Below are 22,449 nucleotides of genomic sequence, written 5' to 3'. Positions count from 1 at the left end.
TCAGACCGGCTCTTGCCCGGAGTCCGCCGGACCGCCGGGCGCCGGTCCCGCCTCCGCGGCGTACCCGGCCGCACGGCGGCGGCGCACCGCGTAGAAGACGGTGCTGCCGACCGCGAGGGTCGCACCGGCGCCGATGACTCCGGCGAGGCCGCCGGAGAGGCGGGCGTCGGAGACGCTCTCGACCCCGTAGTCGGCGAGCGGGGAGTCCTTCGCGGCGTGGTCCTCGGCCTGCCGGTCGATGCCGTTGTCGGCGGCGACCTTCTCCAGGCCGTCGGGGCTGCCCGACGCGTAGAAGCTGATGACGCCCGCGCAGATAGCTGTCGCGACCAGACCGCCGGTCCACAGGCCCCGGTTGGGGCGACGGGAGGACGAGGCGGCTGCGAGGGCGGGCTCGGGCGCGGGTTCGCGCTCGGACGCGGGTGCTGGTGCGGGGTCCGACGCGGAGTCCGACGCCGGGTCCGACGCGGAGTCCGACGCGGGGTCCGATGCGGGGGCAGGGCCGGATGATGTGGGCGCCGAGGCGGGTTCGCGCTCGGGCACGCTCGCGGAAGCCGTCTCCGGCGCACTCGCGGAGGCGCGCTCCGGCTCGGACGCGTCTTCGTGCACCGGCCCGGACGCGGGCTCGTGCACCTGCCCGGACGGGACCGTGCCGCCGCCCGGCGCCGCCACCACGGCCGTACGCAGCTGAAGCGGCCGTACCGCGAAGTCCCGTGCCCCGTAGACCAGATCGGGACGCACCGCGACGACCGCACCGACCGTGGCCGCAGTGATGGCCGCCTCGCCGATGCCGATCAGCACATGCACGCCCGTCATCGCGACGAACACCTTGCCCAACGCGACGTCGCTGGTGCCGCCGAGCGCGTACATGCCCGTGAAGACGACCGCGGCGGCCGGCACCGAGACCAGCGCGGCGGCGAACGAGGCGCCCGTGACGGCGCCCCTGCCGCGCGGCAGCACTCGCAGCAGCAGCCGGAAGATCCCGTACGCGACCAGAACGGTCACGACGCCCATGTCGAGGATGTTCACCCCGAGCGCGGTGAGCCCGCCGTCCGCGAACAGCACGCCCTGCATGAGGAGTACGACGGAGACGCACAGCAGACCCGTGTACGGGCCGACGAGTATCGCCGCCAGCGCGCCGCCCAGCAGATGGCCGCTCGTGCCCGCGGCCACGGGGAAGTTGAGCATCTGCACGGCGAAGATGAACGCCGCGACGAGCCCTGCGAGCGGCGCAGTGCGCTCACCGCCCGCGGAGGTGCCGGGGGTCGCGGCCACCGGCCTCACCGTCGGGCTGCCGGCCGCGCCGCCCGTGGCCGATTCGCCCCCCGCGCCGCCGAGTTCGCGGCGCGCGCCGCGCAGCGAGACCGCGACCGCGCCCGCCGCGACCACCCCGGCGGCAACGGACACAGGCGCGTCGATGAATCCGTCGGGCACATGCATGACGCCACTCCGCTTCTCGGTTCGGCCGGTCCGCCGGGGCGGCCGGTGGGCAGTTCGGCCGGTCTTGCGGCCACTTCACAACCGTTCGATGATAGGGCCTTACTGCAAAGGTGTTGCAAGAGCGCCCATGTCGCTCGAAATGCCCGATGGCCTCCGGGTGTTCACGAAGGCCCGGGACGGGGCAGCCTGTGGCACACCTCACCCTGTTTTTCCGGTGACTCCAGCCCCTCCCCGTGCGTCTGTCATGGGGAAAGGGCAACACGGAGTTGAGCGGCCGGGGCCGCCCCGACGACATAGGAGCAGAGGATGTCCGCAGTCTTCGACCACACCGTGCAGGCCCGCCTCATCGCCGAACCGCACACGACAAGGGAACTGAGCGCAGCACTCCGTTACGACGACGCGGATCCGCTCGCCGTCCGCATCGTCTTCCCCGCCGACGCGTCCCTCGACGGGGCGGAGGTCGCGTGGGCCTTCGCCCGCGAACTGCTCGACGACGGCCTGCACGGCCCCGCGGGCGAGGGCGACGTGCACGTATGGCCGCGGGACGGCTCCCACACCGTGATCGAGCTGCTCTCCGAAGAGGGCGTCGCCGTCGTCGAGTTCGACAGCGCGGACCTGCGCCGCTTCCTGCTCCGTACGTACGACGTGGTCGCGGCCGGGCAGGAGCACGGGGACGCGGACGTGGAGACGGGCCTGGCGGCGCTGCTGCGCGGGGTCTGACCGAGCGGGGGCAGCCCGGAAGCCGGGCAGGGGCAGGGGGCAGGGGCAGGGGCAGGACAGAGGTTCTGATCAGGGGGGCTGGTCAGGGGGCTGAAAGGGCGGTGCGGACGGCACGACCCGTCCCGTACGACGACCGGGCCGCGGGCTCTGCCTCGTACCGTCGCCGCCCACGAGTTGCCGCCGGACGGACCTGATCGAAACATGGCATTCATGGCCATGCGTCACGAACCGGCGGCCGTCGGCGGCCCGCTTCCGCACGGGCGCCGCGAGCGCCGGGCAGGGGTCCGCCGTGGCTGAGCGTTCCATGGCAGGGACGGCCGGGATGGCCGGGATGGCCGGGATGGCAGGGACGGCCGGGACGGCCGAGCGGCCGGTGACCGGGGCGGTCGGCGGGGCGGCGGCCGGGGACTCCGACCAGCCGCCGTATCTGCGCTTCCCCCACATCAGCGGCGACCTGGTGTGCTTCGTGGCGGAGGACGACGTATGGGTCGCGCCGCTGGGCCCGGGCCGTACGGGCGACGGCGACGGCACCGCGAACGGCGGCGGGATCCGTACCACCGCACGTGCCTGGCGGCTGACCGTCGACCGCACCCGCGTCAGCTGTCCCCGCTTCTCACCGGACGGGGAGCGGATCGCCTTCACGTCATGGCGCAGCCTGGACCCGGAGGTGCATCTCGTCCCCGTGCACGGCGGGACCCCCCGCCGCCTGACGTACTGGGGCGCACCGCAGGCGCGCGTGTGCGGCTGGACGCCGGAGGGAGACGTGCTGGCCGTCTCCTCGCACGAGCAGCCGTTCCACTACCGGACCTGGTCCTACCGGCTCCCCGTCGACGGCGGCCCCGGAAGCCGGCTGCCGTGGGGCCCGGTCGCCGACATCGCCGTCGCCGAACTCGGCGGCGAACGCCGCACCCTGCTGCTGACGGGCAAGCCGCCGCACGACCCCGCGGCCTGGAAGCGCTACCGGGGCGGCGCCACAGGGCGGCTGTGGCTGCACGGCGAGCGGCTGCTGCCGGAGCTGGAGGGGCACCTCGACTCGGTGATGTTCACGGGGAACGGCAACGACGCCCGGATCGCCTTCCTCTCCGACCACGAAGGCGTCGGCAACCTCTACTCCTGCCGCCCCGACGGCACCGCTCTGCGCCGGCACACCGACCACGGCGACTTCTACGCCCGCAACGCCTCGACCGACGGCCACCGCGTCGTCTATCAGTGCGGGGGCGAACTGTGGCTCGTCGACGACTTCTCGCCGTCCGGGAGCCCGCGCCGCCTGGACGTCGCGCTGGGCGGGCCGCGCACCGGGCGGCGCAGCTATCAGGTGCCCGCGGCCGCGAATCTCGACGCCCTCGCCGCGGACACCACCGGGCGTGCCAGCGCCGTGTGCGTACGGGGCAGCCTCTACTGGCTCACGCACCGGGACGGCCCCGCACGCGCCGTCGCGGACACCCCTGGGGTGCGGGTGCGGATGCCGCACATGCTCGGTGACACGGGGAAGGTCGCATACGTCACGGACGCGTCCGGCGATGACGCCGTGGAGATCCGGGACCTGCCGCGCGCCACGCGTACGGGACCGCCGCGGCGGATCGCCGCGGGTCTGCTCGGGCGGGTGAGGGAGCTGGCCGCGTCTCCCGACGGGCGGACCCTCGCGGTCGCGGCTCACGACGGGCGGCTGCTGCTGCTCGACGTGGGCGGGCTGGTGGAGCCGGGGGCGGGGGCGGGACCGGGGACCGCGGCGGGACCGGACCCAGGGGAGAACCCGGGGACCGGGGCGGAGGTCGTCGCCGAGCTGATCCGGTCGGACAACGGCCCGGTGCACGATCTGTCCTTCTCCCCCGACTCGCGCTGGCTGACCTGGGCGCATCCCGGAGTGGGGCGTTCACTGAGCCAGATCAAGATCGCCAGGCTCGACGGGCAGCGGACCCTCATCGACGTCACCGACGGCCGGTTCGAGGACGAGCAGCCCGTCTTCACCAGGGACGGCCGCTATCTCGCGTTCCTCTCCTGGCGCGGCTTCGACCCCGTATACGACGTGCACACCGGCGACCTGTCGTTCCCGCTGGGCTGCCGTCCCCATCTCGTACCGCTGTCGTCGGCGACCCCCTCGCCCTTCGCTCTCTCCCCCGAGGGCCGCCCGGCCGCCGGGGGGCTCGACCCCGCGCCCGACGGCGAGACCTCGTACTCGGGCGGCGAGGACAGCCCCGTACTGGTGGAGGCCGAGGGGCTGGCGAGCAGGGTGACCCCCTTCCCGGTCACGGCGTCGAAGTACTCGGCGCTCGCGGCCGTCAGCGGCGGCGGACTGATCTGGCTGCGCTACCCGATCTCCGGCGCGCTCGGCGAGACGTTCGCCAACCCCGCCGACACCTCCGGCCGCCCCACCCTCGAACACTTCGACCTCGCAACCGCGAAACGCACCGAACTCAGCGACGACGTCGACTGGTTCTCCCTCAGCGGCGACGGCACGAGGCTCGTCGTCAACGACGACGGCCAACTGCGCGCCGTCCCCGCCGCCGAGGTCGCCGAGGACGCGACGACCACCTGGATCGATCTGCGCCGCGTACTGCACGACGTCGACCCCGCCGCGGAGTGGCGGCAGGCGTACGAGGAGGCGGGCCGGATCGTGCGGGCGTACTTCTGGGAGCCGCGGATGTGCGGCGTCGACTGGACGGCGGTGCTCGACCAGTACCGGCCGCTGGTGCGGCGCGTGGCGTCGCCGGACGAGTTCGCCGACCTGCTGCGCGAGATCCTCGGCGAACTGGGCACCTCGCACGCCGAGGTGGTCCCCGCGCGGCGCGACGAAGGCCCGTCCCACTACCAGCGGCCCATCGGGCTGCTCGGCGCCGAGTTCGCGCGCACGCCTACCGGCGAGTGGCACGTCCGGCGCATCCTGCCGGGCGACTCCTCGGACTCCAAGGCGCGTTCGCCGCTCGCGGGCACCGGCGTACGGGAAGGGGCGGTGCTCACACACGTCGACGGGCGGAAGGTCGACCCGCTGGCCGGGCCGTGGCCGCTGCTCGCGGCGGCGGGCGGCACCACCGTCGAACTCGGCTTCGCACAGCCCGAATCGGAAGCGGAAGCGGAAGCGGACGGCGCCGGCGAGCGGCCCGCCCGCCGGGTGGCCGTCCTCCCCCTCGTCGACGACCGCGCCCTGCGCTACCAGGACTGGGTCGCGAGGCGGCGTGCGGTCGTGCGGGAGCTGAGCGACGGCCGCTGCGGCTATCTGCACATCCCCGACATGGGCGGCTCGGGCTGGGCGCAGTTCAACCGCGACCTGCGGATGGAGGTGTCGCGGGCGGCCCTGCTCATCGACGTACGGGGCAACGCGGGCGGGCACATCAGCGAACTCGTCGTCGAGACGCTGACCCGCACCATCCTCGGCTGGGACCTCACGCGCGACGCCCAGCCCGTCAGCTACGCGGGCAACGCGCCGCGCGGCCCGATCGTCGCGCTCGCCGACGAGATGACCTCCTCCGACGGCGACATGATCACCGCGGCCTTCCGGCTGCTGGGCCTCGGGCCGGTGGTGGGCGCCCGTACGTGGGGCGGCGTGGTCGGCGTGACGGGGCGGCACCGGCTCGTCGACGGGACGACGATCACGGTGCCGATGCACGCGGCCTGGTTCGACGCGTACGGATGGTCGGTGGAGAACCACGGCATCGCACCGGACATCGAGGCGGTGCGTTCGCCGCTGGAGTGGGCGGAGGGGCGGCCCTCGGTGCTGGAGAAGGCCGTACGCACGGCACTCGCACTCCTGGAGCGACACCCGGCCGCCGTCCCGCCGGACTACGCACGCGTCCCGGACCTGAGCCGCCCGCCACTGCCGCCGAGGGGGTGAACGGGGGTGTGGGGCGGGCGAGTTGGGGGCGGACAGCCGGCCCGGCCGGGGTCTTGTCCGGGCCCGTCCAGAGTTTCCGGTCTTTCGTGATCGGTCGGGCCGGTGACGGAGATCGAGAACAGGGCAAGGGCCTTGCCGTCGAGGACCAAGCAAGCCAAGGGAGACCGGCGAACCGGGCAACTGCTGCCGTCCGGTGCACAGCTACCGAGTGCCGGGAACGGGGAGCGTTCTGAGGAGTCACCACGCCAACGGGAGTTCCCGACCATGGATCTGCCTCATGTGCCGCCGCAGCTTCACCCGCGCATCGACCTCGGCACTCCGGTCGTACTCACCGACCGCCTTGTCCACCTGCTTGAGCAGAGCCGCGCACACCCCGCATCCCCCTGCCTTCTCTTCGTCTGCCATGTCCCTCATGCTCGGCCTGTCGGCCGACCTGTACGACGACATGGCGGACGTCGAAGAGACACCTTTCACGGGGCGTCATACAGGCGTCACAGAACGGCATTTCGGGACAGTATGGAGTCATGACCACTGCATCTGACGCCGCCTCCGTGACCCCCAACGACACACTGCGCGCAGTGCGTATCGGCCTGCGCTTAAGCCAGGACGACCTGGCCAGAGCCCTACAGCGGGCAGGACACGCAGCAGGAGACCCCAACGGCGCGTCCAAACGGCTCGTACAGCGCTGGGAATCAGGCAGGATCCGCCGTCCACGCCCCCTGTACACGCGTGCGCTGGAGAGCGTTACGGGGCTTCCCGTCGAGTCGCTAGGCTTCCAAGTGCCCGTCCCCATGGCACGGGTGACAAGTGACGGCAGAGGCGGGCACGACATGGACCACAGCACAGACGGCGTCACAGCCGCCGTCGGCGCGCCGCGCTCCGCGCCGAGCACAGCCGCGGAGAACTACTCGGGTATCTGGCTCAGCCGGTACGAGTTCTTCTCGTCGGGCCGTGAAGCGACCTTCAAGGGCGCCCACTTCGTGGTGCTCCTCCAGCACGGCAGCCAGTTGAAGGGGCACTCCTTGGAGGGCGCTTCGCTGAATCCGGACTCGCCCCTGTCACTGGACCTCAGGATCGACCGCAACGTGGTCACTGGGACGTGGGCCGAGCAGACAGCGACGGACGGCTACTACCGGGGCGCCCGCTATCACGGGGCGATTCAGCTCCTCGTCGAGCCCACGGGACGGCGCATGGTCGGCAAGTGGGTCGGCTTCGGCAAGGACATGGACGTCAACACGGGTCCGTGGGAGCTGGTCTTCCAGGACGCCTCGACGGCGAAGGAGACGCTGGAGGCGTACAGCCGGGCACCGGAATAGGTCCCCGGGAAGTGAACCCCAGCGGATCAGCCACGTAACGGGCGCCGCCGGGCCCGTCGTTGACACCCGAGCGGCGTCGGGTGGGCGCCGGGCCGGATTCGGACGGTTCGGATCCGAACAGGCCGGGGCGGAACGCGCCCGGGGCGGGCAAGGGCCCGCGTCCGGGGCGCGTCCCGCGTGACGATTGCCGGGGCCCGGCCGCGCGACGGCTGTCAGAGGCGGGCCGCGCGCTCGCCCTCGTCCGCCGCTCCGCCCGCGCCCACCAGGCCCGTGCGGGTGCCGCTCTCCGCGAGGCGCGGCTCGAAGCGGCGCATCTCGCGCTGGCCCACCGTGCCGATGACGGGCGGCAGATAACCGCGGATCCCCTGCATGCCGCGCAGCCACCACTGCCCGTACACGTGGCGGGAGCGGCGCTCGATGCCCGCCACGAGCCGGTCGACGGACGGCCCCAGCGGATATGTGCGGTTCGCCGGCCACGGCAGCCGTTTACGCAGGTCGCGCATGACGTCGTCCTCGTCCGCGCCGCGCACCATGTCGGTGTCGGTCCAGGAGAGGTAGCCGACGCCGACGCGTACGCCCTTGTGTCCGACCTCCGCGCTCAAGCAGTGAGCGAAGGCCTCGACGCCCGACTTGGACGCGCAGTACGCGCTCATCATCGGAGCGGGAGTGATCGCGGCGAGCGAGGCGATCTGGAGGAAGTAGCCGCGGGAGGCGATCAGCCGGGGCAGGAAGGCGCGGGCGGTCGCCGCACCGCCGAGGAGGTTGACCTCTATGACGCGCCGCCACGACTCCGCGTCGGAGTCGGTGAACGGACCGCCGCTGGCGACGCCCGCGTTGGCCACCGCCACGTCGACCTTGCCGAAGCGCTCACCGACCTCGTCCGCGATGCGCCTCATCGCGTCGTCGTCGGTGACGTCGCCGTGCCAGTACGCGGACTCCGTACGCAGCGACTCGCTCACCTTCTTCAACTCGTCCGGCTCCAGGCCGATCAGCGCGATCTTCGCGCCGCGCGCGGAGAGTTTCCGCGCCAGCAGCTCGCCCACGCCGCGGGCGGCTCCGGTGACGACCGCGACCTGGCCCTCCAGGCTCCGACGACGGCTCACGGCGTCTCCTCCCTCTCGGTCATGCTCTGCGTTTGCTGTGTTCGCTGCGTTTGCTGTGTTCGCTGGGACTTCTGCGTTCGCTGGGACTTCTGCGTTCGCTGGGACTTCTGCGTTGGCCGGGGCTTCCCTGACTGCTGGGCCTGCCGGGTCCCCGGGCTCTTCCGGCTCGGGGTGGCCGCGGTCTCCATGAGGTGCTCCCGTACGAGCCGGCGCAGCACCTCGCTCACCTCCGACGACGTCTCCACCGGCGCCATGTGCCCGCGCCGCGGCAGCTCGTGCAGGCCGGTGCAGCGGGGCAGCGCGTCGGCGATCTCGCGGGCGAGGGCGGGCGGAGTCAGCCGGTCGGAGGTGCCCGCGATCACCTCGGTCGGCGGGGTGAGGGCGCGGACCCGGCCCGAGATGTCGAGCTTCGAGAGCACCGCGCCCCACGCCCCGCGTTCGCGCGGCCGGCAGGCGTGCACGATGCGGGCCATGGCGTCGACCTGCTCGGGCGGCGAATCCGGGCCCATCGTCCCGTACTTGAGCGCCTTCCTCGTCAGTGGCGACACCGGCCCGAGCGGCAGCCTGGACAGCAGCAGCAAGCGGTGCGCCCGTACGCGGGCCGGTTCGGACCGCAGGGGGATCACGCGCGCCGAGGCCATCAGCCGGCGGGCGCCCGTGTTGCACAGCAGCACAGCCGCGGCCCGCGCTTCGAGGGCGGGGCGTCCGGCGGCGGCTATCAGCGTCATCGCGCCCATGGAGTGCCCGCACAGCACTGCTCGTTCGCCCGGTTCGAGCGCCGCCTCCAGCACGGCGCACAGGTCGTCGGCGAGCGAGTCGGGCCCGTAGGTGCGCGCGCCGGTGCCGGGCGAACGGCCGTGGCCGCGCTGGTCGTACGCGATCACCCGGTGACCGCTGGCCGTCAGCTCCCGTATCACCGCCGCCCAGAAGGCCGTCGAACAGGTCCAGCCGTGTATCAGCACCACCGCCGGGTCCTTCGCGTCCCCGTGCACCTCCACGTGGAGCCTGGCGCCGTCGGCGGAGGTGGCCGTCAACTCCCTTGCGGGCGGCGGCGGATCGTACGGTCCCGGTGTCCTGCCCCAGGACGCGGTCAGGCGCGCCATCAGGCCTCCTCAGCCGAGTGGAAGGCGGACGTGGCGGTGCTGCGCCCGGACTTGCCGCGAGCGGCGCGGGTGGCGCGGGTCGCGCCGGGCGAAGCCGTACGGGATCCCGCGGCACGGGACCCCGGGGTGCCGGAAGCCCCGGTATCGGAAGCCTCGGCACCGGAGCCCTCGGCACCGGAGCCCGCCGTACCGCGCGCCGCCGGCCGGCGCAGCACCTCGTACTCCTCCAGCCGCACCTCCCTGGTGACCTTGCGGAACTCGGCGGTGGTGCCCGGCCACACCGTCGTGTTCCGGCCGTTGGCGTCGAGGTACCAGCTGTCGCAGCCCGTGTTCCACACGCTGCGCCGCATGCGGTCCTGGATGTGGCCGTTCCAGGCCGTGACCGCCTCGGGCCGGGCGTCGAAGGCGACCTTGCCCGCGTCGCCGCCCAGCGTCTCCAGCTTCTTGACGTAGTCGACCATGTAGTTCAGCTGCGCCTCGATGATGAGGATCATCGAGCTGTTGCCCAGGCCGGTGTTGGGCCCGATGACGGTCATGAAGTTGGGGAAGCCGCTGGCCGAACAGCCGCGCAGCGCCTCCATCCCCTCCGACCAGGACTCGGCCAGCGTGGTGCCGTCGGCGCCCTTGACGCGCTGCGCGATCGGCATGTCCGTGACGTGGAAGCCCGTACCGAAGACGATCGCGTCGACCTCGGCCTCCGAACCGTCCGACGCCACGAGGGTGTTGCCCCGGACCTCCTTCAGACCGGACGCCACCAGCTCGGTGTTGGGCCGGGCGAGCGCCGGATAGTAGTCGTTGGACAGCAGGATGCGCTTGCAGCCGATTCGGTACTGCGGTGTGAGCTTGCGCCGCATCACGGGGTCCTTCACGGCGCGCTTCATGTGGCTGGTCGCGAGCCCCTCGATGAGGCCCAGCATCTTCGGGTGCTTGGCGAACGCCGAGACCTGCAACTCCCTTATGCCCCAGAGGATCTGACGCCTCAGATAGCCCGTCGCGGGCACCTTGGCGTGCAGCCTGCGCTCCAGCGTGCTGATCTCGCGGTCGGCCCTGGGCATCACCCATGCCGGGGTGCGCTGGAAGAGGGTGAGCCGTTCGACCTCCGGCTGGATCGCGGGTACGACCTGGATCGCGGAGGCGCCCGTGCCGATGACGGCGACGCGCTTGCCGCGCAGGTCGTAGTCGTGATCCCAGCGGGCGGTGTGGAAGACCTTGCCGCCGAAGCCCTCCAGGCCCGGGATGTCGGGGATCTTCGCGTCGGAGAGCGGACCGGTGGCGTTGACGACGAAGTCCGCGCTGAGACGGTCCCCTCGGGCGGTGGTGATGCTCCAGTGCAGCTCCTCCGGGTCCCAGCTCATCAGCTCCACCTCGGAGCTGAACCGGATGTGCTGCCGCAGCCCGAAGTTGTCGGCCACGTCCTCCAGATAGGCGCGGATGTGCTTCTGCCCCGAAAAGGCCCGCGGCCAGTCGGGGTTGGGCGCGAAGGAGAAGGAGTACAGGTGCGACGGGACGTCGCACGCGCATCCCGGATAGGTGTTGTCGTGCCAGGTGCCTCCGACCGCCTCCCGGCGTTCGAGGACGACGAAGTCGGTGACTCCGGCGCGGCGCAGCCGCACGGCGGCCCCCAGGCCGCCGAATCCGGATCCGATCACCGCCACCCTTACGTGCTCGTGCTCGCGCTCGGCTGCCATCCGCCGCCTCCCGGGGTCTGCTTCGCCAGCTGCTCTTCGCCAGGCACCGCGCAGTCACCTGGCCGGACACCGCGCCGGCCGACCACGTCGGCCGCTGCGACGGTCACCGCGCCGGTTACTGCGCCAGTGATTACTGGCACGGTTGGGAGCGTAAGGCAGACCGATACCGATGGGTAGGGGTCGCGCAACGGAAGTTACCGGCGGTTGCACGACGCGGTCGGTGGGACGCGGTCGGTGGGACGCGGTCGCGCGACGCGTTCCGGCGGCAGGCGGGCGCGGGCGGCGCCGGGCGGTGCGGGCGACTGCGGGCGGGCGCGGTCGACGGCGGGCGGCGCCGGGCGACTGCGGTGCGGACGGGGACCGAGGGGGCGGGGGCCGAGGGGCGGAGGAGGGGACGGGGACGGGACGTACGTAAGCGTGACGCCCCTGGTTAAGCTGCCACGGTGACCGAGGACAGAGAGCGAGCGCGGGGCGCGGGGCCCGATGGTCCGGGCGGCGCCGGTCACGCCGAGGCCGACGGCAGCGCGGGTGCAGGCGGGGGCACGGGTCCGAGTACGGGTGCAGGCACGGGCTCAAGTACGGGTCCGAGCACGGGTGCAGATGCGGGCCGTGCTCAGGCGCCGCAGGCCCGGGCACAGGACGCGGAGCAGCCGGCCGCACCGGACGCAGCCCCCGCACCCGCGGCGCCCGCCGTGCGCGAGTTCCGTGCCGCCGAACTGGCCGAGCTGGCCGGGATCACCACCCGCACCCTGCGCTTCTACCGCGAGCGGAAGCTGCTGCCGCCGCCCCGCCGTGAGGGCCGTATCGCCTGGTACGACGAGCATCACCTGGCGCGGCTGCACACCATCGCCGGGCTGCTGAACCGCGGGCACACCCTCGGCGGAATCGTCGATCTGCTCGGCGCCTTCGAGAGCGGACGCGACTCGCAGAGGACCGCCGAACTGCTCGGCCTCGAAAGCTCGATGATCACCTCGCTGTTCGCCGAGGAGACGCCGATCCGGCTGACTCCCGAGGAACTGGCCGACTACTACCAGGGCGAGGTCACCGTCGAGAACCTGGCCGCCGCGCTCGACATCGGCTACATCGCCGTCGACGGCGACGAGTTCGTACACGTCAGCCGCCGCCTGCTGGACGCGTCGTCGGAACTGGTGAAGAAGGGCATCCCGCTCGCCGCCGTACTCGCCTCCGGACGTGAACTGCGCAAGCAGAGCGAGGGGATCGCCGACGTCTTCGTGCACCTCTTCCGTACGCATCTGCTGCCGAAGGAGCAGGCGGACGCCGCTCCCGAAGGGCTCGACGCGGAGTGCCTCGACGATCTGCTGAGGCAACTGCGCCCGCTCGCCAAGCAGGTCTTCGAGGCGGAGCTGGGGCTCGCCCTGGACCGGCGGGTACGGGCGGAGGTCGAGCAGTGGATCGCCCAGCGCGAGCCCGGCCCACCGACGACAGCCGACCCCCCGGGCACGGGCACGGGCACGGCCGCCGCTGACGGCTGACCGATGGCCGATGACCGATGACCGATGACCGATGACAGCTGACGCGTATCAGCGGTCAGATATCAGCGGTCAGATGACGTCTGACAGATGACAGACGACGGATGACAGATGACAGAGATCCGCATCTGTCAGCTGTCAGGCGTCAGCAACCGGCTACCCGCGCGTACGGGCAATTACGGTCATGCCGCCTCCGTTTGCGGGCAGCGGCCGCGCGCCCGAACCGCCCCTCACGCGCCCGCCTGCGCCGCTCAGCAGGAAATGCGCGAGGCCCGTCCGTATGCCCGCGGGACCCCGATACGGGCGCAACGCGCGGAGACTCCGGGACCCGATAAGGGAATTGCGCGAAGGAAGTCCCATGCCTGGTCCGAAGGGGCACCAACTGACGTTGGACGGTGACCCGTTCAGGGGTCAGAATCAGGATCCCCCTTCGCGGCGCCCCACGCGCAGGCACCCGGCGGAATTGTTCCGAGGACTCTCTGCGGATTGGACGGAAATGGACGAAGAAGACGGCTGGAACAGAATGCAGCCGGTTATCGGTTCTGCTCCCGTCCTGCACCAGATGTCGCTGAACGAGACGTTCTTCCCACCGAGTCCGGGCGTTCTGCGGGCGGTTCACGAGGCCGCCGCCGACTCGCACCGTACGAACGACGCACTCGCCACGGGTCTGACGGGCCGCATCGCCGAACGGCTGGGCGTGCCCGCCGCCGACGTCCTCGTCGGCCCCGGCTCCGCCGCCCTGCTGCAACAGCTCTTCAGCGCGCTGACCGGACCGGGTGCGGCCGGTGCGGCCGGTCCGGCGGGTTCCGCGGATTCGACCGGTTCCGCCGGTTCCGCCGGTTCCCCGGGTTCGGCTGCCGGAGCGGGCTCCGCGACGGTGCACGCGTGGCCGTCGTGGGAGGCGTATCCGATGCTCGCGGCCAACGCGGGCTCCGCCACGGTCCGGGTGCCGCTGCGCGACGACGACTCCCACGACCTCGACGCGATGGCCGACGCCGTCACCGACCAGACCCGCATGGTCGTGCTGTGCCACCCCAACAACCCCACCGGCACCGCCCTGAGGCACTCCGACGCCGAACGCTTCCTGGCCCGGCTGCCGTCCCACGTGACGGTGGTCGTCGACGAGGCGTACCGGGATTTCGTACGCGACGACTTCGCCGCCGACGGCATCACGCTCTACCGGGACGACGAACGGGTGTGTGTGGTCCGTACGTTCTCCAAGTCGTACGGCCTGCTCGGGCTGCGCGTCGGCTACGTCGTCGGGCATCCGCGGACGCTGGGACCGCTGCGCGGCCTCCAGCCGTTCATCAGGGTGAGCAACACCGCGCAGGCCGCGGCGCAGGCGGCGCTCGCGGAGGAGAAGGAGTTCAGGCGCCGCTGCGAGGTGACCGTCGGCGAGCGTGAACGGCTCTACGGCAGGCTGCTGGAGCTGGGCTGGGAGGTGCGGCCGAGCCAGGCCAACTTCCTGTGGCTGCCGATGACGGAGGGCGTGGAGCACTTCACCCAGTTCTGCGCGGACCACGGTGTGCTGGTGTGCGGAAAGCCCGGCGAGGGCGTGCGGGTGACCGTCGCCGAGCGGGAGGCGAACGACGCGTTCGCGGAGCTTGCGGGCAAGTTCGGCGGCGAACGCCCCCATGACGAGGGCGGTTCGGGCGGCGACCGTACGAGCGGCGGCACGCACGGCACGGACGGCGACGGCGGTGACGTGCCGTGAACACGCGGCCGTCCACGGACAGGGACTCATGACGGCACACGAAGTCGAGCACATACCGGCGACCGCGGCCCGTGAAGGGCGCGCGCCGGGAGACCTGCCGGTGGAGCGCGCGCTACGGGCCTGCGCCCGCACCGGCAAGGCGCACATCGAGACCTGGCGCCCCTACACCCTCGCCTATCCCGGGCTGGTCGGCCTCGCGGGCGCGGCGCTGAACAGCACGGAGGGCACCGCCGCGGACGGGTATCCGGACGCCGGGCGGCTGCTCGTGGCATGGGCCGCCCCCACCCTGGGCTGGGTCAGCGGGCACTACATCGGCGACTGGTTCGACCGCGCTCTGGATGCGATCAGCAAGCCCCAACGTCCGCTGCCGTCCGGCCGGTTGGGGCCGCGTGCGGCGCTGACGTGCGGCATCGGATGCGCGGCGGCGGCCGCGGTGGCCGCCGCGACCGTCAACTGGCGGACCGTGGTGCTCTTCGCCGTGGCCATGCTCGGAATCGTCGCCTACAGCAGGCTGCTGAAGGGCCGCGGGCTGACGGGCAACGCCGTACGGGGAGCGCTGACCGCGACCACCGTGATCTTCGGCGCGATGACCGTGGCCGAGCTGCCGTCGTGGCAAGTCCTGCTGTTCGCGGGGGTGTTCTGCGCTCAGGACACCGCGTCGAACCTGGTGGGCACGTTGCGCGACGTGGAGGGCGACCGCCGGGGCGGCTGCCGCACCGTACCGGTGCGGCACGGGGTGCGCGCCGCGGTCCGTACGGCCACGGCGCTCCACACGGCCGCCCTCGTGACGGCCGTGCCCGCGCTCCTTCTCGTCAAGGGCGGCCCGGGGAGCGGTGCGCTGGCGCTGCTGCTGTGCGCCGCGGCCTGCGGCGTGGCGGCCTTCGTGCCGCTGCTGCGTCACGGCATGGGCGAGCGTACGAGCGAGGGCCGGGACGTGGGCGAGCGTACCGGCGCGGACGTGCGCCGGGACGGTGGCGAGACCGTGGGCGAGGGCGCCGCCGGTGGGGAGCCGGGCGCACCGGCCGCCGCGCCTGCCGTTCTCGATCCCCGGCGCGCCCTGCGTGCGCACGAGGTCCTGGTGGCCGAACGGATGCTGCTGGCGGGGGCGTTGCTCGCCGTCGGCTGGGGGCCGGTGCCCGCGCTGGCGGTCGTGGTGCCGCTGCTGGCCGTGAGCCTGGTCGCGCAGTCGCGGATGCGCTCGCGCCACGAGTTCCCCGATCCGGACCCGGACGCGGACGCGGCGAAGGCGGCGGATCCCGGGGCCCGCGCCGGCGGAGCCCCCGGCACGTCCCCGGACGGAGCGCCGCAGGCCCCGCACGCGGCGGCAACCGAGCACCAGTCCCTGCGAGGTGACGTCACATCATGCTGAGCCGCGAACTCGCCGGGGCGGTACGCACATCGGTCGACGCGGGCTGCGAGGCGCTGTTCGCCCTGCAACGCCCGGACGGCGTCTTCGCCCCGGGCGGCGACCGCTTCTCCCCCGCCAACACGGCCGCCGCCCTCATCTCGCTGCACCACGCCGAAGGCACTGACCGGACCGGCGGCACCGGCGGCACCGATCGCACCGGCGAGACCGACGACGCCCAAGGCCCCGACGGCACCGGCGCCCCCGACGACGCCTCCCCTACCGCCCGCGGCGACGCGGACGAGCTCGGCGCCGCCGCCGTGACCCGCCTGCTCAACTCCCAGCGTCCCGACGGCGGTTGGGCGATGGCCGGTGTCCCCACCGAGCTGCTGGCCACCGCCGCAGCCACCGCCGCGCTACGGCTGACCGCCCCCGAGCGCGCGGAGGGGGCGATACGTGCGGGCGCGGACTTCGTCGACCGGCTCGGCGGTCCCGGGGCACTCCCGGAGCCGACGATGGCCGGTCTCGTCCGGCAGTTCGACGCGCTTTCGGGCGCGGGGGACCTGGCGTCGCTGCCGAGGCTGCCGCTGGAAATCCTGCTGCTGCGCGGCCCGGCCCGCCGGCTGCTCAGTCTCCGCCTGCCGATCTTCGCGAGCATGGCGCTCGCGCAGTCCGCCCACCGCGCGCCGCCCCCACTGCTCGCTCCCTTCAACGCCCGTGCGCGGGCCGAGGCGCTCCGTGTCGTGCGTGACGCGTACGAACGCGAGGGCAGCACGGGCGAGTTCAGCACCGACCCGTGGCTGACCGGCCTGATCTCGCTCGGCGTCACCCGCTCCGGGCTGGCGCCCGACATCACCCGCGCGTCGGCACGGCGGTTGCGCGCGATGGCGCGGCCGGAGGACGGCGGCTGGGACCTGATGCCGCTCGACGTGACCTGGTCCAGCTTCGCTGCGGCCGCGCTGCTGGAGGCCGGTCGCGCCGCGGACCCGCGGCTGGCCGCGACCCGCGCCATGTTCCATGAACGGCAGCAGAAGGAGCCGTTCGCGGCGCTCGGCTGCCCGCCCGGCTACTGGGGCTTCTCCAGCGCGTACAGCTGGCCCATGGCGCTGGAGACCGCGGAGGTCTCCTCCGCGCTGCTGAGCATGCCGGGCGGAGCGGGCGACGAGCACGCGCGGCGGGGCGTCGAGTGGCTGACGGCGATGCAGGACCCGTCCGGTTCGTGGAGCCTGGCCGTACGGGGCAGCAAGCCGGGCGGGTTCGGGCCGTGCCCGCACATGACGGCCAAGGCGGTACGGACGCTGCTCGACCACGGCGCGCGGCCCCAGGACCGCCGTGTCGTGAGGGCGTTGCGCTGGCTGAGCCGTGTGCAGCACGAGGACGGTTCGTTCGAGGCGATGTGGTACCGCGGGCGGACCGCGGGCACGGCCGTGGTGCTGGAGACCTTCTGCCGCGCGGGACTCGGCGACGGCGAGACGGCGAGGCGGGCGCGGGAACGGCTGCTGCGTACGCAGTCCGAGGACGGTTCGTGGGGGACGCCGGACGCCGAGGACCCGGCCGGCGCCCGGGGGAACGGCGGCCACGGCGACGACGGCGGCACCGTCGAGGACACCGCCTGGGCGCTGCACGCCCTGCTCACCGCGGGCGCCGACCCGCACGGCGAACCGGTCGCGGGGGCCGCCCGCCGGCTCACCGAATGGCAGCGGGACGACGGCAGTTGGCCGGGAGCGCCCGTCAACGAGTACGTCCGCCACTGCTCGCGCTACGCCGACGACGGCATCGCCTCGGGCCTGGCGCTGCGTGCCCTCGCCCGCCTCCGCTCCGCGCTCGACGCCGAGGGCCATGACGACGGCCCCGGCGACGGCGACCGAGTCGACGGCGACCAAGTCGATACCGAGGCCGATACCGAGGCCGATACCGAGGCCGATACCGAGGCTACGACCAAGACTGCGACCGCGACCAAGACCGGGAACCAGGGCGACGGGGACGGTGCCAGGGCCCGGACCAGGTCCGGGACCGGGACCGGCGGCCGGAACGCCGCGGCCTCCGGCCGTACGAAGGGGGCCGGTGCGTCATGAGCGACGGCTACGGCGAGTACGACGTGGTGGTGTGCGGAGCCGGGGCCGGTGGCCTCGCCTCCGCACGCGCCCTGGACGCGATCGGGCTCCGTGTCCTGGTCGTCGACAAGCAGCGAAGCCCACGCCACGTCGCGAAAGGAGAGGTGCTGCAACCGGGCGCGCTGCGTGCGCTGCGCCGCTGGGGCACCGACCGGCTCCTGACCCGCGACGGGGCGCTGCGTCTGGGACGGCTGGTGGTACGCGACCCCGCGGGCGCGCCCGTGATGACCCTCGACTACGGCCGACTGCCGCCCGCCGACAGCTCGTTGCTCGCACACGATCACCTGGCAGTCCTCGAAGCGCTGACGGCGGGGCTGGGGCCCGGCGTCGAGATACGGCGCGGCGTACGCGTCGTGGAAGCGCTGCGCGACGACTCGGGACGGGTCGTCGGCGTACGCCTCGACGGCGGGCGGCACCGGGACGAGGACGTAAACGGCAACGGGGACGGCAACGGGGACGGGGACGCCGACGGAGACCGCGACCGGGGCGAGGACGGAAACAGCGACGCCGACGGGGACGCCGACGGGACAAGCAGCGGCGACGGGACGCAGGACGTGTACGCCCCGCTCGTCGTCGCCGCCGACGGCATCGGCTCCCGCCTGCGCCGCGCCGTGGGCATCGGCGGCAGCCGCAGCGACTATCCGCACCGGCTGGTCTCGTTCGAACTGGACGGCCCGCCGCTGCGCCCGGAGGACTTCTCGGCGTACCTCACCGACCGCGGCCTGCGGCTGGTCTATCCGCTGCCCGGCGGGCGCGTACGCCTGTATGTGCAGGCACGGCCGGACGAGCTGCGCGGACTGGACCGTGCCGGATTCGCGCGCTGGGGCGCCGACGCGGTACGTGAGGTGCCGGCGCTCGCGCCGCTCGCCGAAGCCGTACCGGCAGCGGCGGGCACCCGGCAGCTCTTCCCCGTCGCCCGGTTCCTCGCCGAGCGGCTGACCGCCCCGGGGCTCGCGCTCGTCGGAGAGTCCGCCTACGCGGTGCACCCGATGGCCGCGCAGGGCATGAACTCCGCGATCACGTGCGCCGCCTCGCTGGCCGAACGGCTCGCGGAGCAACTCACGCCCGCCGTAGGGCCGTTGGAGTCGGAGCCGTCGGAAGTATCGGAGGCATCGGACCCGTCGGAGGCATCGGGGTCGCCGGAGCGGTCCGAGGCGCGTGAGCCGCGGACCCGCGGACCCCTCACCCGTGAGCCGCTGACCCGGGACGTCGTGGACGCGGCCCTGCGCGGCTACGAGCTGGAGCGGCTGCCCGTCCTCGCCCACGCCGCCCGCACGAGCGACAACGCCGCCCGCATGGTCACCGACCTCAGCTGGCCCGGGCGCGTGCTGGGCCGCCGCGCGGTGCGCTGCACGGGCGCCAACCCGCGGCTGCTGCACACCATCACGTACAACATGGCCGGTCTGGGACCGCGCCCGCTGACGCTGCTGGACCGGCTGCACCAGATCGGTCTGCTGCCCGATCCCCGCGCCCACCGCGTGCCGCAGGAGTGAGAGGTACCCGAACGCACAGCCACGCACCGGGACTTGGCTCCCGCTGACGGCCCGGCTCCCACCGGCACCCCGACTCGCCCGACTCGTTCCCCCGACTCGTTCCCCGGCTCACCCCCGACTCGCCCCGCAGAACGGAGAATCCGTGAACGCCCCGACCGGCCCGCAGGCCACCGACGACCCGAAGCTCCCGCACGGGATGTCCGTACGCCCCGTCTCCGGCGCGATCGGCGCCGAGCTGCACGGCATCGACCTCACCGAACTCGACGACGAACTCTTCGACAGCATCCACGAGTTGCTGCTGCGCCACCTCGTCCTGTTCATCCCGGGCCAGTCCGGGCTGACCCCCGAGGCGCACGTCGCGCTCGGCCGGCGCTTCGGCGAGGTCGAGGTGCACCCCTTCCTGCCGAAGCTCGACAGCCACCCCGAGGTGACGCTCATCGAGTCGGACAAGGGCGGGAAGGCGGACGAGTGGCACATCGACGTCACCTTCAGCCCCAACCCGCCGGTCGCCTCGATCCTCCACCTCGTCACCTGCCCCGAGTCGGGCGGCGACACGATGTGGAGCAACCAGTACCTCGCGTACGAGACGCTGTCCGAGCCGTTCAAGGAGATGCTGAACGGGCTCACGGCCGTACATGTGCTACAGGCCCCGGAAGTCGGCACGTTCTCCGCCGAGCACCCCGTCGTGCGCGTACATCCGGAGACGGGACGGCGCTCGCTGTACGTGACGCGGATGTGGACCTCGCACATCCCGCAGCTGACCCGCAACGAGAGCGACGCCGTGCTCCAGTACCTCTTCGAGCACTCCGAGTCGCCGCGCTTCAACTGCCGTTACCGCTGGGAGCCGGGCGCGGTCGCCATCTGGGACAACCGGGCGACGCAGCACCTGGCGATCAACGACTACCAGGAGTACCGCAAGGGCCAGCGCGTGACCGTCCTCGGCGACCATCCGACGGGCGACGCGCCACGCTGGAAGGAGTACGAACGGCGGGGCGACGAGCGCTACTACCCGCGGCGGGTCAACGCACGCAGCGGCTACTGACCGTCCGGACCGTCGTGGCGGTCGCGGCGGTCGCCGTGGCCCTCCCGGCGGTCGCCGTGGCCCTCCCGGCCCAGTGCCCGCATGCCGGGCGTACAGCTCTCCCGCAGCCGGGCCAGCTCGTCCGCGGGCAGCGCCTCGGCGGCGCCACGGCGGGCGCCGTCCAGCAGCCCGGCCGCGGCCCGCAGCCAGTCGGTGCGCGGCTCGACCCCGATGTGCCGGGCGAGCGCGGTCAGTTCACGTTCCGGCGCGTCGAGCAGGTCCTCGTACGAGAGCGACGCGAGCAGCGCCCGCGGCACCTTCGCGAGGCGTTCCATGCCGTCGGCGACCATGCCGCTCCACAGCTCGCCGAAGCGCTCGACGGGCACGGGACGCTCCAGCACGCCCCGCAGGTCGAACGAGTCGTCCGCCGTCAACTCGCCCAGGCGGACGGCGAGTTCCTGCTCAGGGCTGCCCGCCTCGGCCTGCGCCGCCGTGCGCAGCAGCCGGAACCCGGCGTGCCGGCTCATGGAGAGCGCGCAGTCGGGCCCGTAGCGGTGCAGGTGGACGAAGCGGGCCTCGGGGAAGGCGGCCCGCAGCCGCGGCACGTACCCGAGCGAGAAGCCCGACCGCTCCACCACGGCGCTCCTGCCGCCCGCCCACCGGGCCAACTCGTCGAACAGCGCCCGGTAGTGCTCCGCGACGGGCGTACGGTCGCGGGCCGCGAGCACCGGCTCCAGGGCGTCGTAGAGGGCGTCCGGGTCGTCGGTCAGATGCGGCAGGGTGGTCAGGCAGAGCGCGGGGATCCCGCCGCCGGCCGCCGAGAACCGGCCTCCCGGCACCCCTGGATAGAGATGCTCCGGCAGCGGCGTGCCCTCGCGCACCATGCGGTCGGCGAAGGGCCTGCCGGTCGAGAGCAGCTGCCAGAACTCCTTGCCCGTCAGGGGCTGTTCGGGCAGCGCGCCCGGCTCGACGGACGCGATGAGCTCGCTGACGCTGAGCACGTCGGGATGGAGTCGCAGCACCCGCGACAGCGCGGTCGAGCCGCACCGCCCCGTGCCGACGACGAAGGTCAGCGTCCTCGCCGTCGCGACGTCCGTGCCCTCCGCGGCATCCGTACTGTCCGCGGCATCCGTGCCTTCCGCGACGTCCGTGCCTTCCGCGACGTCCGCGCCTTCCGCACCCTGCGCGACGTCCGCGCGTTCCGTGCCCGCCCCGCCCATGTCCACCCCGGCCTCCCGATCGCTCTCCCGTACCGCCTACGGCACGAAGTCCACGCTCACCGGCGCGTGATCGCTCCAGCGCTCGTCATGTGAGGCGGCCCGCTCCACATACGCCTTGACCGCGCGTTCCGCAAGCCCGGGCGTCGCCGCGGCGAGATCGATGCGCCAGCCCGAGTCGTTGTCGAAGGCACGCCCGCGGTACGACCACCACGAGTACGGGCCCTCGACGTCCGGGTGCAGCCGGCGTACGACGTCGTGGTAGCCGCCGTCGGAGGCGTCGAAGACCCGCGACAGCCACTCGCGCTCCTCCGGCAGGAAGCCGGAGTTGCGGCGGTTGCCGCGCCAGTTCTTCAGATCCGCCTCCTGGTGCGCGATGTTCCAGTCGCCGCAGACGAGCACCTCGCGCCCGTCCGCCGCGGCGCGCTCGCGCAGCCCGCGCAGATAGGGGAGGAAGGCGGCCATGAAGCGCTCCTTCTGCGCCTGCCGCTCCGTGCCCACGTCCCCGGAGGGCAGATACAGGCTGGCGACGGTCATGCCCGGCAGGTCCACCTCGGCATAGCGGCCGGAGTCCTCGAACTCCTCCGCGCCGAAGCCGATCCGGACCTGGTCCGGTTCACGCCGGGTGAGCAGCGCGACACCGGCGCGGCCCTTCGCCGCCGCCGGGGCGAACACCGTGTGCCAGCCGTCGGGCGCCCGCACGTCGTCGGGGAGTTGGTGCGGCTCGGCACGCACCTCCTGGAGGCAGACCACGTCCGCGTCGGTGGCCGCCAGCCACTCGCGGTAGCCCTTCCTGGCCGCGGCCCGCAGCCCGTTCACGTTGATCGTCGTCACCTTCGGCATTCCGGTCACCCTACGA

The 22,449-nt window shown here is 73.1% G+C and carries 16 protein-coding genes; 9 read left to right on the top strand and 7 right to left on the bottom strand.

All coding sequences use genetic code 11. The features are described 5' to 3' along the window. A complete protein-coding gene (locus tag HCC61_RS24465) occupies positions 1–1,437 on the bottom strand; it encodes an energy-coupling factor ABC transporter permease (protein WP_169138890.1) in 1,437 nt (478 codons plus the stop codon). A 306-nt stretch (positions 1,438–1,743) separates the two neighbouring features. Between HCC61_RS24465 and HCC61_RS24460 the strand changes: the two genes are divergently transcribed. Beyond that, positions 1,744–2,157 (top strand): SsgA family sporulation/cell division regulator, encoded by a 414-nt coding sequence (locus tag HCC61_RS24460; protein ID WP_169138888.1) that lies wholly within the window; start codon positions 1,744–1,746, stop codon positions 2,155–2,157. Positions 2,158–2,446: 289 nt separating this feature from the next. Then, on the top strand, positions 2,447–5,986 hold the full coding sequence (locus HCC61_RS24455; RefSeq protein ID WP_346777368.1) for a S41 family peptidase: 3,540 nt from the start codon (positions 2,447–2,449) through the stop codon (positions 5,984–5,986). 237 nt (positions 5,987–6,223) lie between these two features. Here HCC61_RS24455 and HCC61_RS24450 read toward each other — a convergent pair whose 3' ends face one another. Continuing rightward, positions 6,224–6,391, bottom strand: a complete 168-nt coding sequence (locus HCC61_RS24450) for a hypothetical protein (protein ID WP_169138886.1) — start codon at positions 6,389–6,391, stop codon at positions 6,224–6,226. Positions 6,392–6,510: 119 nt separating this feature from the next. Between HCC61_RS24450 and HCC61_RS24445 the strand changes: the two genes are divergently transcribed. Further along, complete coding sequence (locus HCC61_RS24445) at positions 6,511–7,302, top strand: helix-turn-helix domain-containing protein (RefSeq protein WP_169138884.1); 792 nt, start codon at positions 6,511–6,513, stop codon at positions 7,300–7,302. A gap of 212 nt (positions 7,303–7,514) precedes the next feature. Here HCC61_RS24445 and HCC61_RS24440 read toward each other — a convergent pair whose 3' ends face one another. From HCC61_RS24440 to HCC61_RS24430, 3 genes are read right to left on the bottom strand one after another with little or no spacing between them, the layout of a single operon-like run. Beyond that, positions 7,515–8,405 carry an SDR family oxidoreductase gene (locus HCC61_RS24440; RefSeq protein ID WP_169138882.1) on the bottom strand — a complete coding sequence of 297 codons (891 nt, stop codon included), beginning with the start codon at positions 8,403–8,405 and terminating at the stop codon, positions 7,515–7,517. Beyond that, on the bottom strand, positions 8,402–9,508 hold the full coding sequence (locus HCC61_RS24435; RefSeq protein WP_169138880.1) for an alpha/beta hydrolase: 1,107 nt from the start codon (positions 9,506–9,508) through the stop codon (positions 8,402–8,404). The genes HCC61_RS24440 and HCC61_RS24435 overlap by 4 nt, the downstream gene beginning before the upstream one ends. After that, positions 9,508–11,196 carry an NAD(P)/FAD-dependent oxidoreductase gene (locus HCC61_RS24430; protein WP_169138878.1) on the bottom strand — a complete coding sequence of 563 codons (1,689 nt, stop codon included), beginning with the start codon at positions 11,194–11,196 and terminating at the stop codon, positions 9,508–9,510. The genes HCC61_RS24435 and HCC61_RS24430 overlap by 1 nt, the downstream gene beginning before the upstream one ends. A 692-nt stretch (positions 11,197–11,888) precedes the next feature. On the opposite strand from HCC61_RS24430, the gene HCC61_RS24425 reads away from it, so the two are divergent. The 6 genes from HCC61_RS24425 to HCC61_RS24400 all read left to right on the top strand — a co-directional run bounded on the left by HCC61_RS24425 (position 11,889) and on the right by HCC61_RS24400 (position 20,394). Further along, complete coding sequence (locus HCC61_RS24425) at positions 11,889–12,689, top strand: MerR family transcriptional regulator (RefSeq protein WP_346777379.1); 801 nt, start codon at positions 11,889–11,891, stop codon at positions 12,687–12,689. Between the two features lie 520 nt (positions 12,690–13,209). Beyond that, on the top strand, positions 13,210–14,400 hold the full coding sequence (locus tag HCC61_RS24420; protein WP_240969259.1) for an aminotransferase class I/II-fold pyridoxal phosphate-dependent enzyme: 1,191 nt from the start codon (positions 13,210–13,212) through the stop codon (positions 14,398–14,400). A 28-nt stretch (positions 14,401–14,428) separates the two neighbouring features. Then, positions 14,429–15,769: a UbiA family prenyltransferase gene (locus tag HCC61_RS24415; RefSeq protein ID WP_169138872.1), complete on the top strand. Its 1,341-nt coding sequence runs from the start codon at positions 14,429–14,431 to the stop codon at positions 15,767–15,769. Beyond that, a complete protein-coding gene (locus HCC61_RS24410; RefSeq protein WP_240969258.1) occupies positions 15,763–17,820 on the top strand; it encodes a prenyltransferase/squalene oxidase repeat-containing protein in 2,058 nt (685 codons plus the stop codon). The genes HCC61_RS24415 and HCC61_RS24410 overlap by 7 nt, the downstream gene beginning before the upstream one ends. Beyond that, positions 17,817–19,352, top strand: coding sequence for an NAD(P)/FAD-dependent oxidoreductase (locus tag HCC61_RS24405; RefSeq protein ID WP_240969257.1), 1,536 nt, complete (start codon positions 17,817–17,819; stop codon positions 19,350–19,352). Before HCC61_RS24410 ends, HCC61_RS24405 begins: the two co-directional genes overlap by 4 nt. Before the next feature lie 142 nt (positions 19,353–19,494). Beyond that, complete coding sequence (locus HCC61_RS24400) at positions 19,495–20,394, top strand: TauD/TfdA family dioxygenase (RefSeq protein ID WP_346777367.1); 900 nt, start codon at positions 19,495–19,497, stop codon at positions 20,392–20,394. Here HCC61_RS24400 and HCC61_RS24395 read toward each other — a convergent pair. Then, on the bottom strand, positions 20,388–21,593 hold the full coding sequence (locus tag HCC61_RS24395) for a sulfotransferase (RefSeq protein ID WP_206322980.1): 1,206 nt from the start codon (positions 21,591–21,593) through the stop codon (positions 20,388–20,390). The two genes, HCC61_RS24400 and HCC61_RS24395, sit on opposite strands and share 7 nt — an antisense overlap. A 36-nt stretch (positions 21,594–21,629) precedes the next feature. Then, a complete protein-coding gene (locus tag HCC61_RS24390; RefSeq protein WP_169138870.1) occupies positions 21,630–22,433 on the bottom strand; it encodes an exodeoxyribonuclease III in 804 nt (267 codons plus the stop codon). Positions 22,434–22,449: the final 16 nt, after the last annotated feature.

It is taken from the genome of Streptomyces sp. HNM0575, from assembly GCF_012726265.1.
GTDB lineage: Bacteria > Actinomycetota > Actinomycetes > Streptomycetales > Streptomycetaceae > Streptomyces.
This window is presented reverse-complemented; position numbering and strand designations above follow the sequence as displayed.

Bases quoted from the DNA above. Each gene is read 5' to 3' on its own strand.
- HCC61_RS24430 (WP_169138878.1), bottom strand. From the start codon at position 11,196: ATGGCAGCCGAGCGCGAGCACGAGCACGTAAGGGTGGCGGTGATCGGA.
- HCC61_RS24445 (WP_169138884.1), top strand. From the start codon at position 6,511: ATGACCACTGCATCTGACGCCGCCTCCGTGACCCCCAACGACACACTG.
- HCC61_RS24450 (WP_169138886.1), bottom strand. From the start codon at position 6,391: ATGGCAGACGAAGAGAAGGCAGGGGGATGCGGGGTGTGCGCGGCTCTG.
- HCC61_RS24460 (WP_169138888.1), top strand. From the start codon at position 1,744: ATGTCCGCAGTCTTCGACCACACCGTGCAGGCCCGCCTCATCGCCGAA.
- HCC61_RS24395 (WP_206322980.1), bottom strand. From the start codon at position 21,593: ATGGGCGGGGCGGGCACGGAACGCGCGGACGTCGCGCAGGGTGCGGAA.
- HCC61_RS24415 (WP_169138872.1), top strand. From the start codon at position 14,429: ATGACGGCACACGAAGTCGAGCACATACCGGCGACCGCGGCCCGTGAA.
- HCC61_RS24390 (WP_169138870.1), bottom strand. From the start codon at position 22,433: ATGCCGAAGGTGACGACGATCAACGTGAACGGGCTGCGGGCCGCGGCC.
- HCC61_RS24435 (WP_169138880.1), bottom strand. From the start codon at position 9,508: ATGGCGCGCCTGACCGCGTCCTGGGGCAGGACACCGGGACCGTACGAT.
- HCC61_RS24405 (WP_240969257.1), top strand. From the start codon at position 17,817: ATGAGCGACGGCTACGGCGAGTACGACGTGGTGGTGTGCGGAGCCGGG.
- HCC61_RS24465 (WP_169138890.1), bottom strand. From the start codon at position 1,437: ATGCATGTGCCCGACGGATTCATCGACGCGCCTGTGTCCGTTGCCGCC.
- HCC61_RS24420 (WP_240969259.1), top strand. From the start codon at position 13,210: ATGCAGCCGGTTATCGGTTCTGCTCCCGTCCTGCACCAGATGTCGCTG.
- HCC61_RS24410 (WP_240969258.1), top strand. From the start codon at position 15,763: ATGCTGAGCCGCGAACTCGCCGGGGCGGTACGCACATCGGTCGACGCG.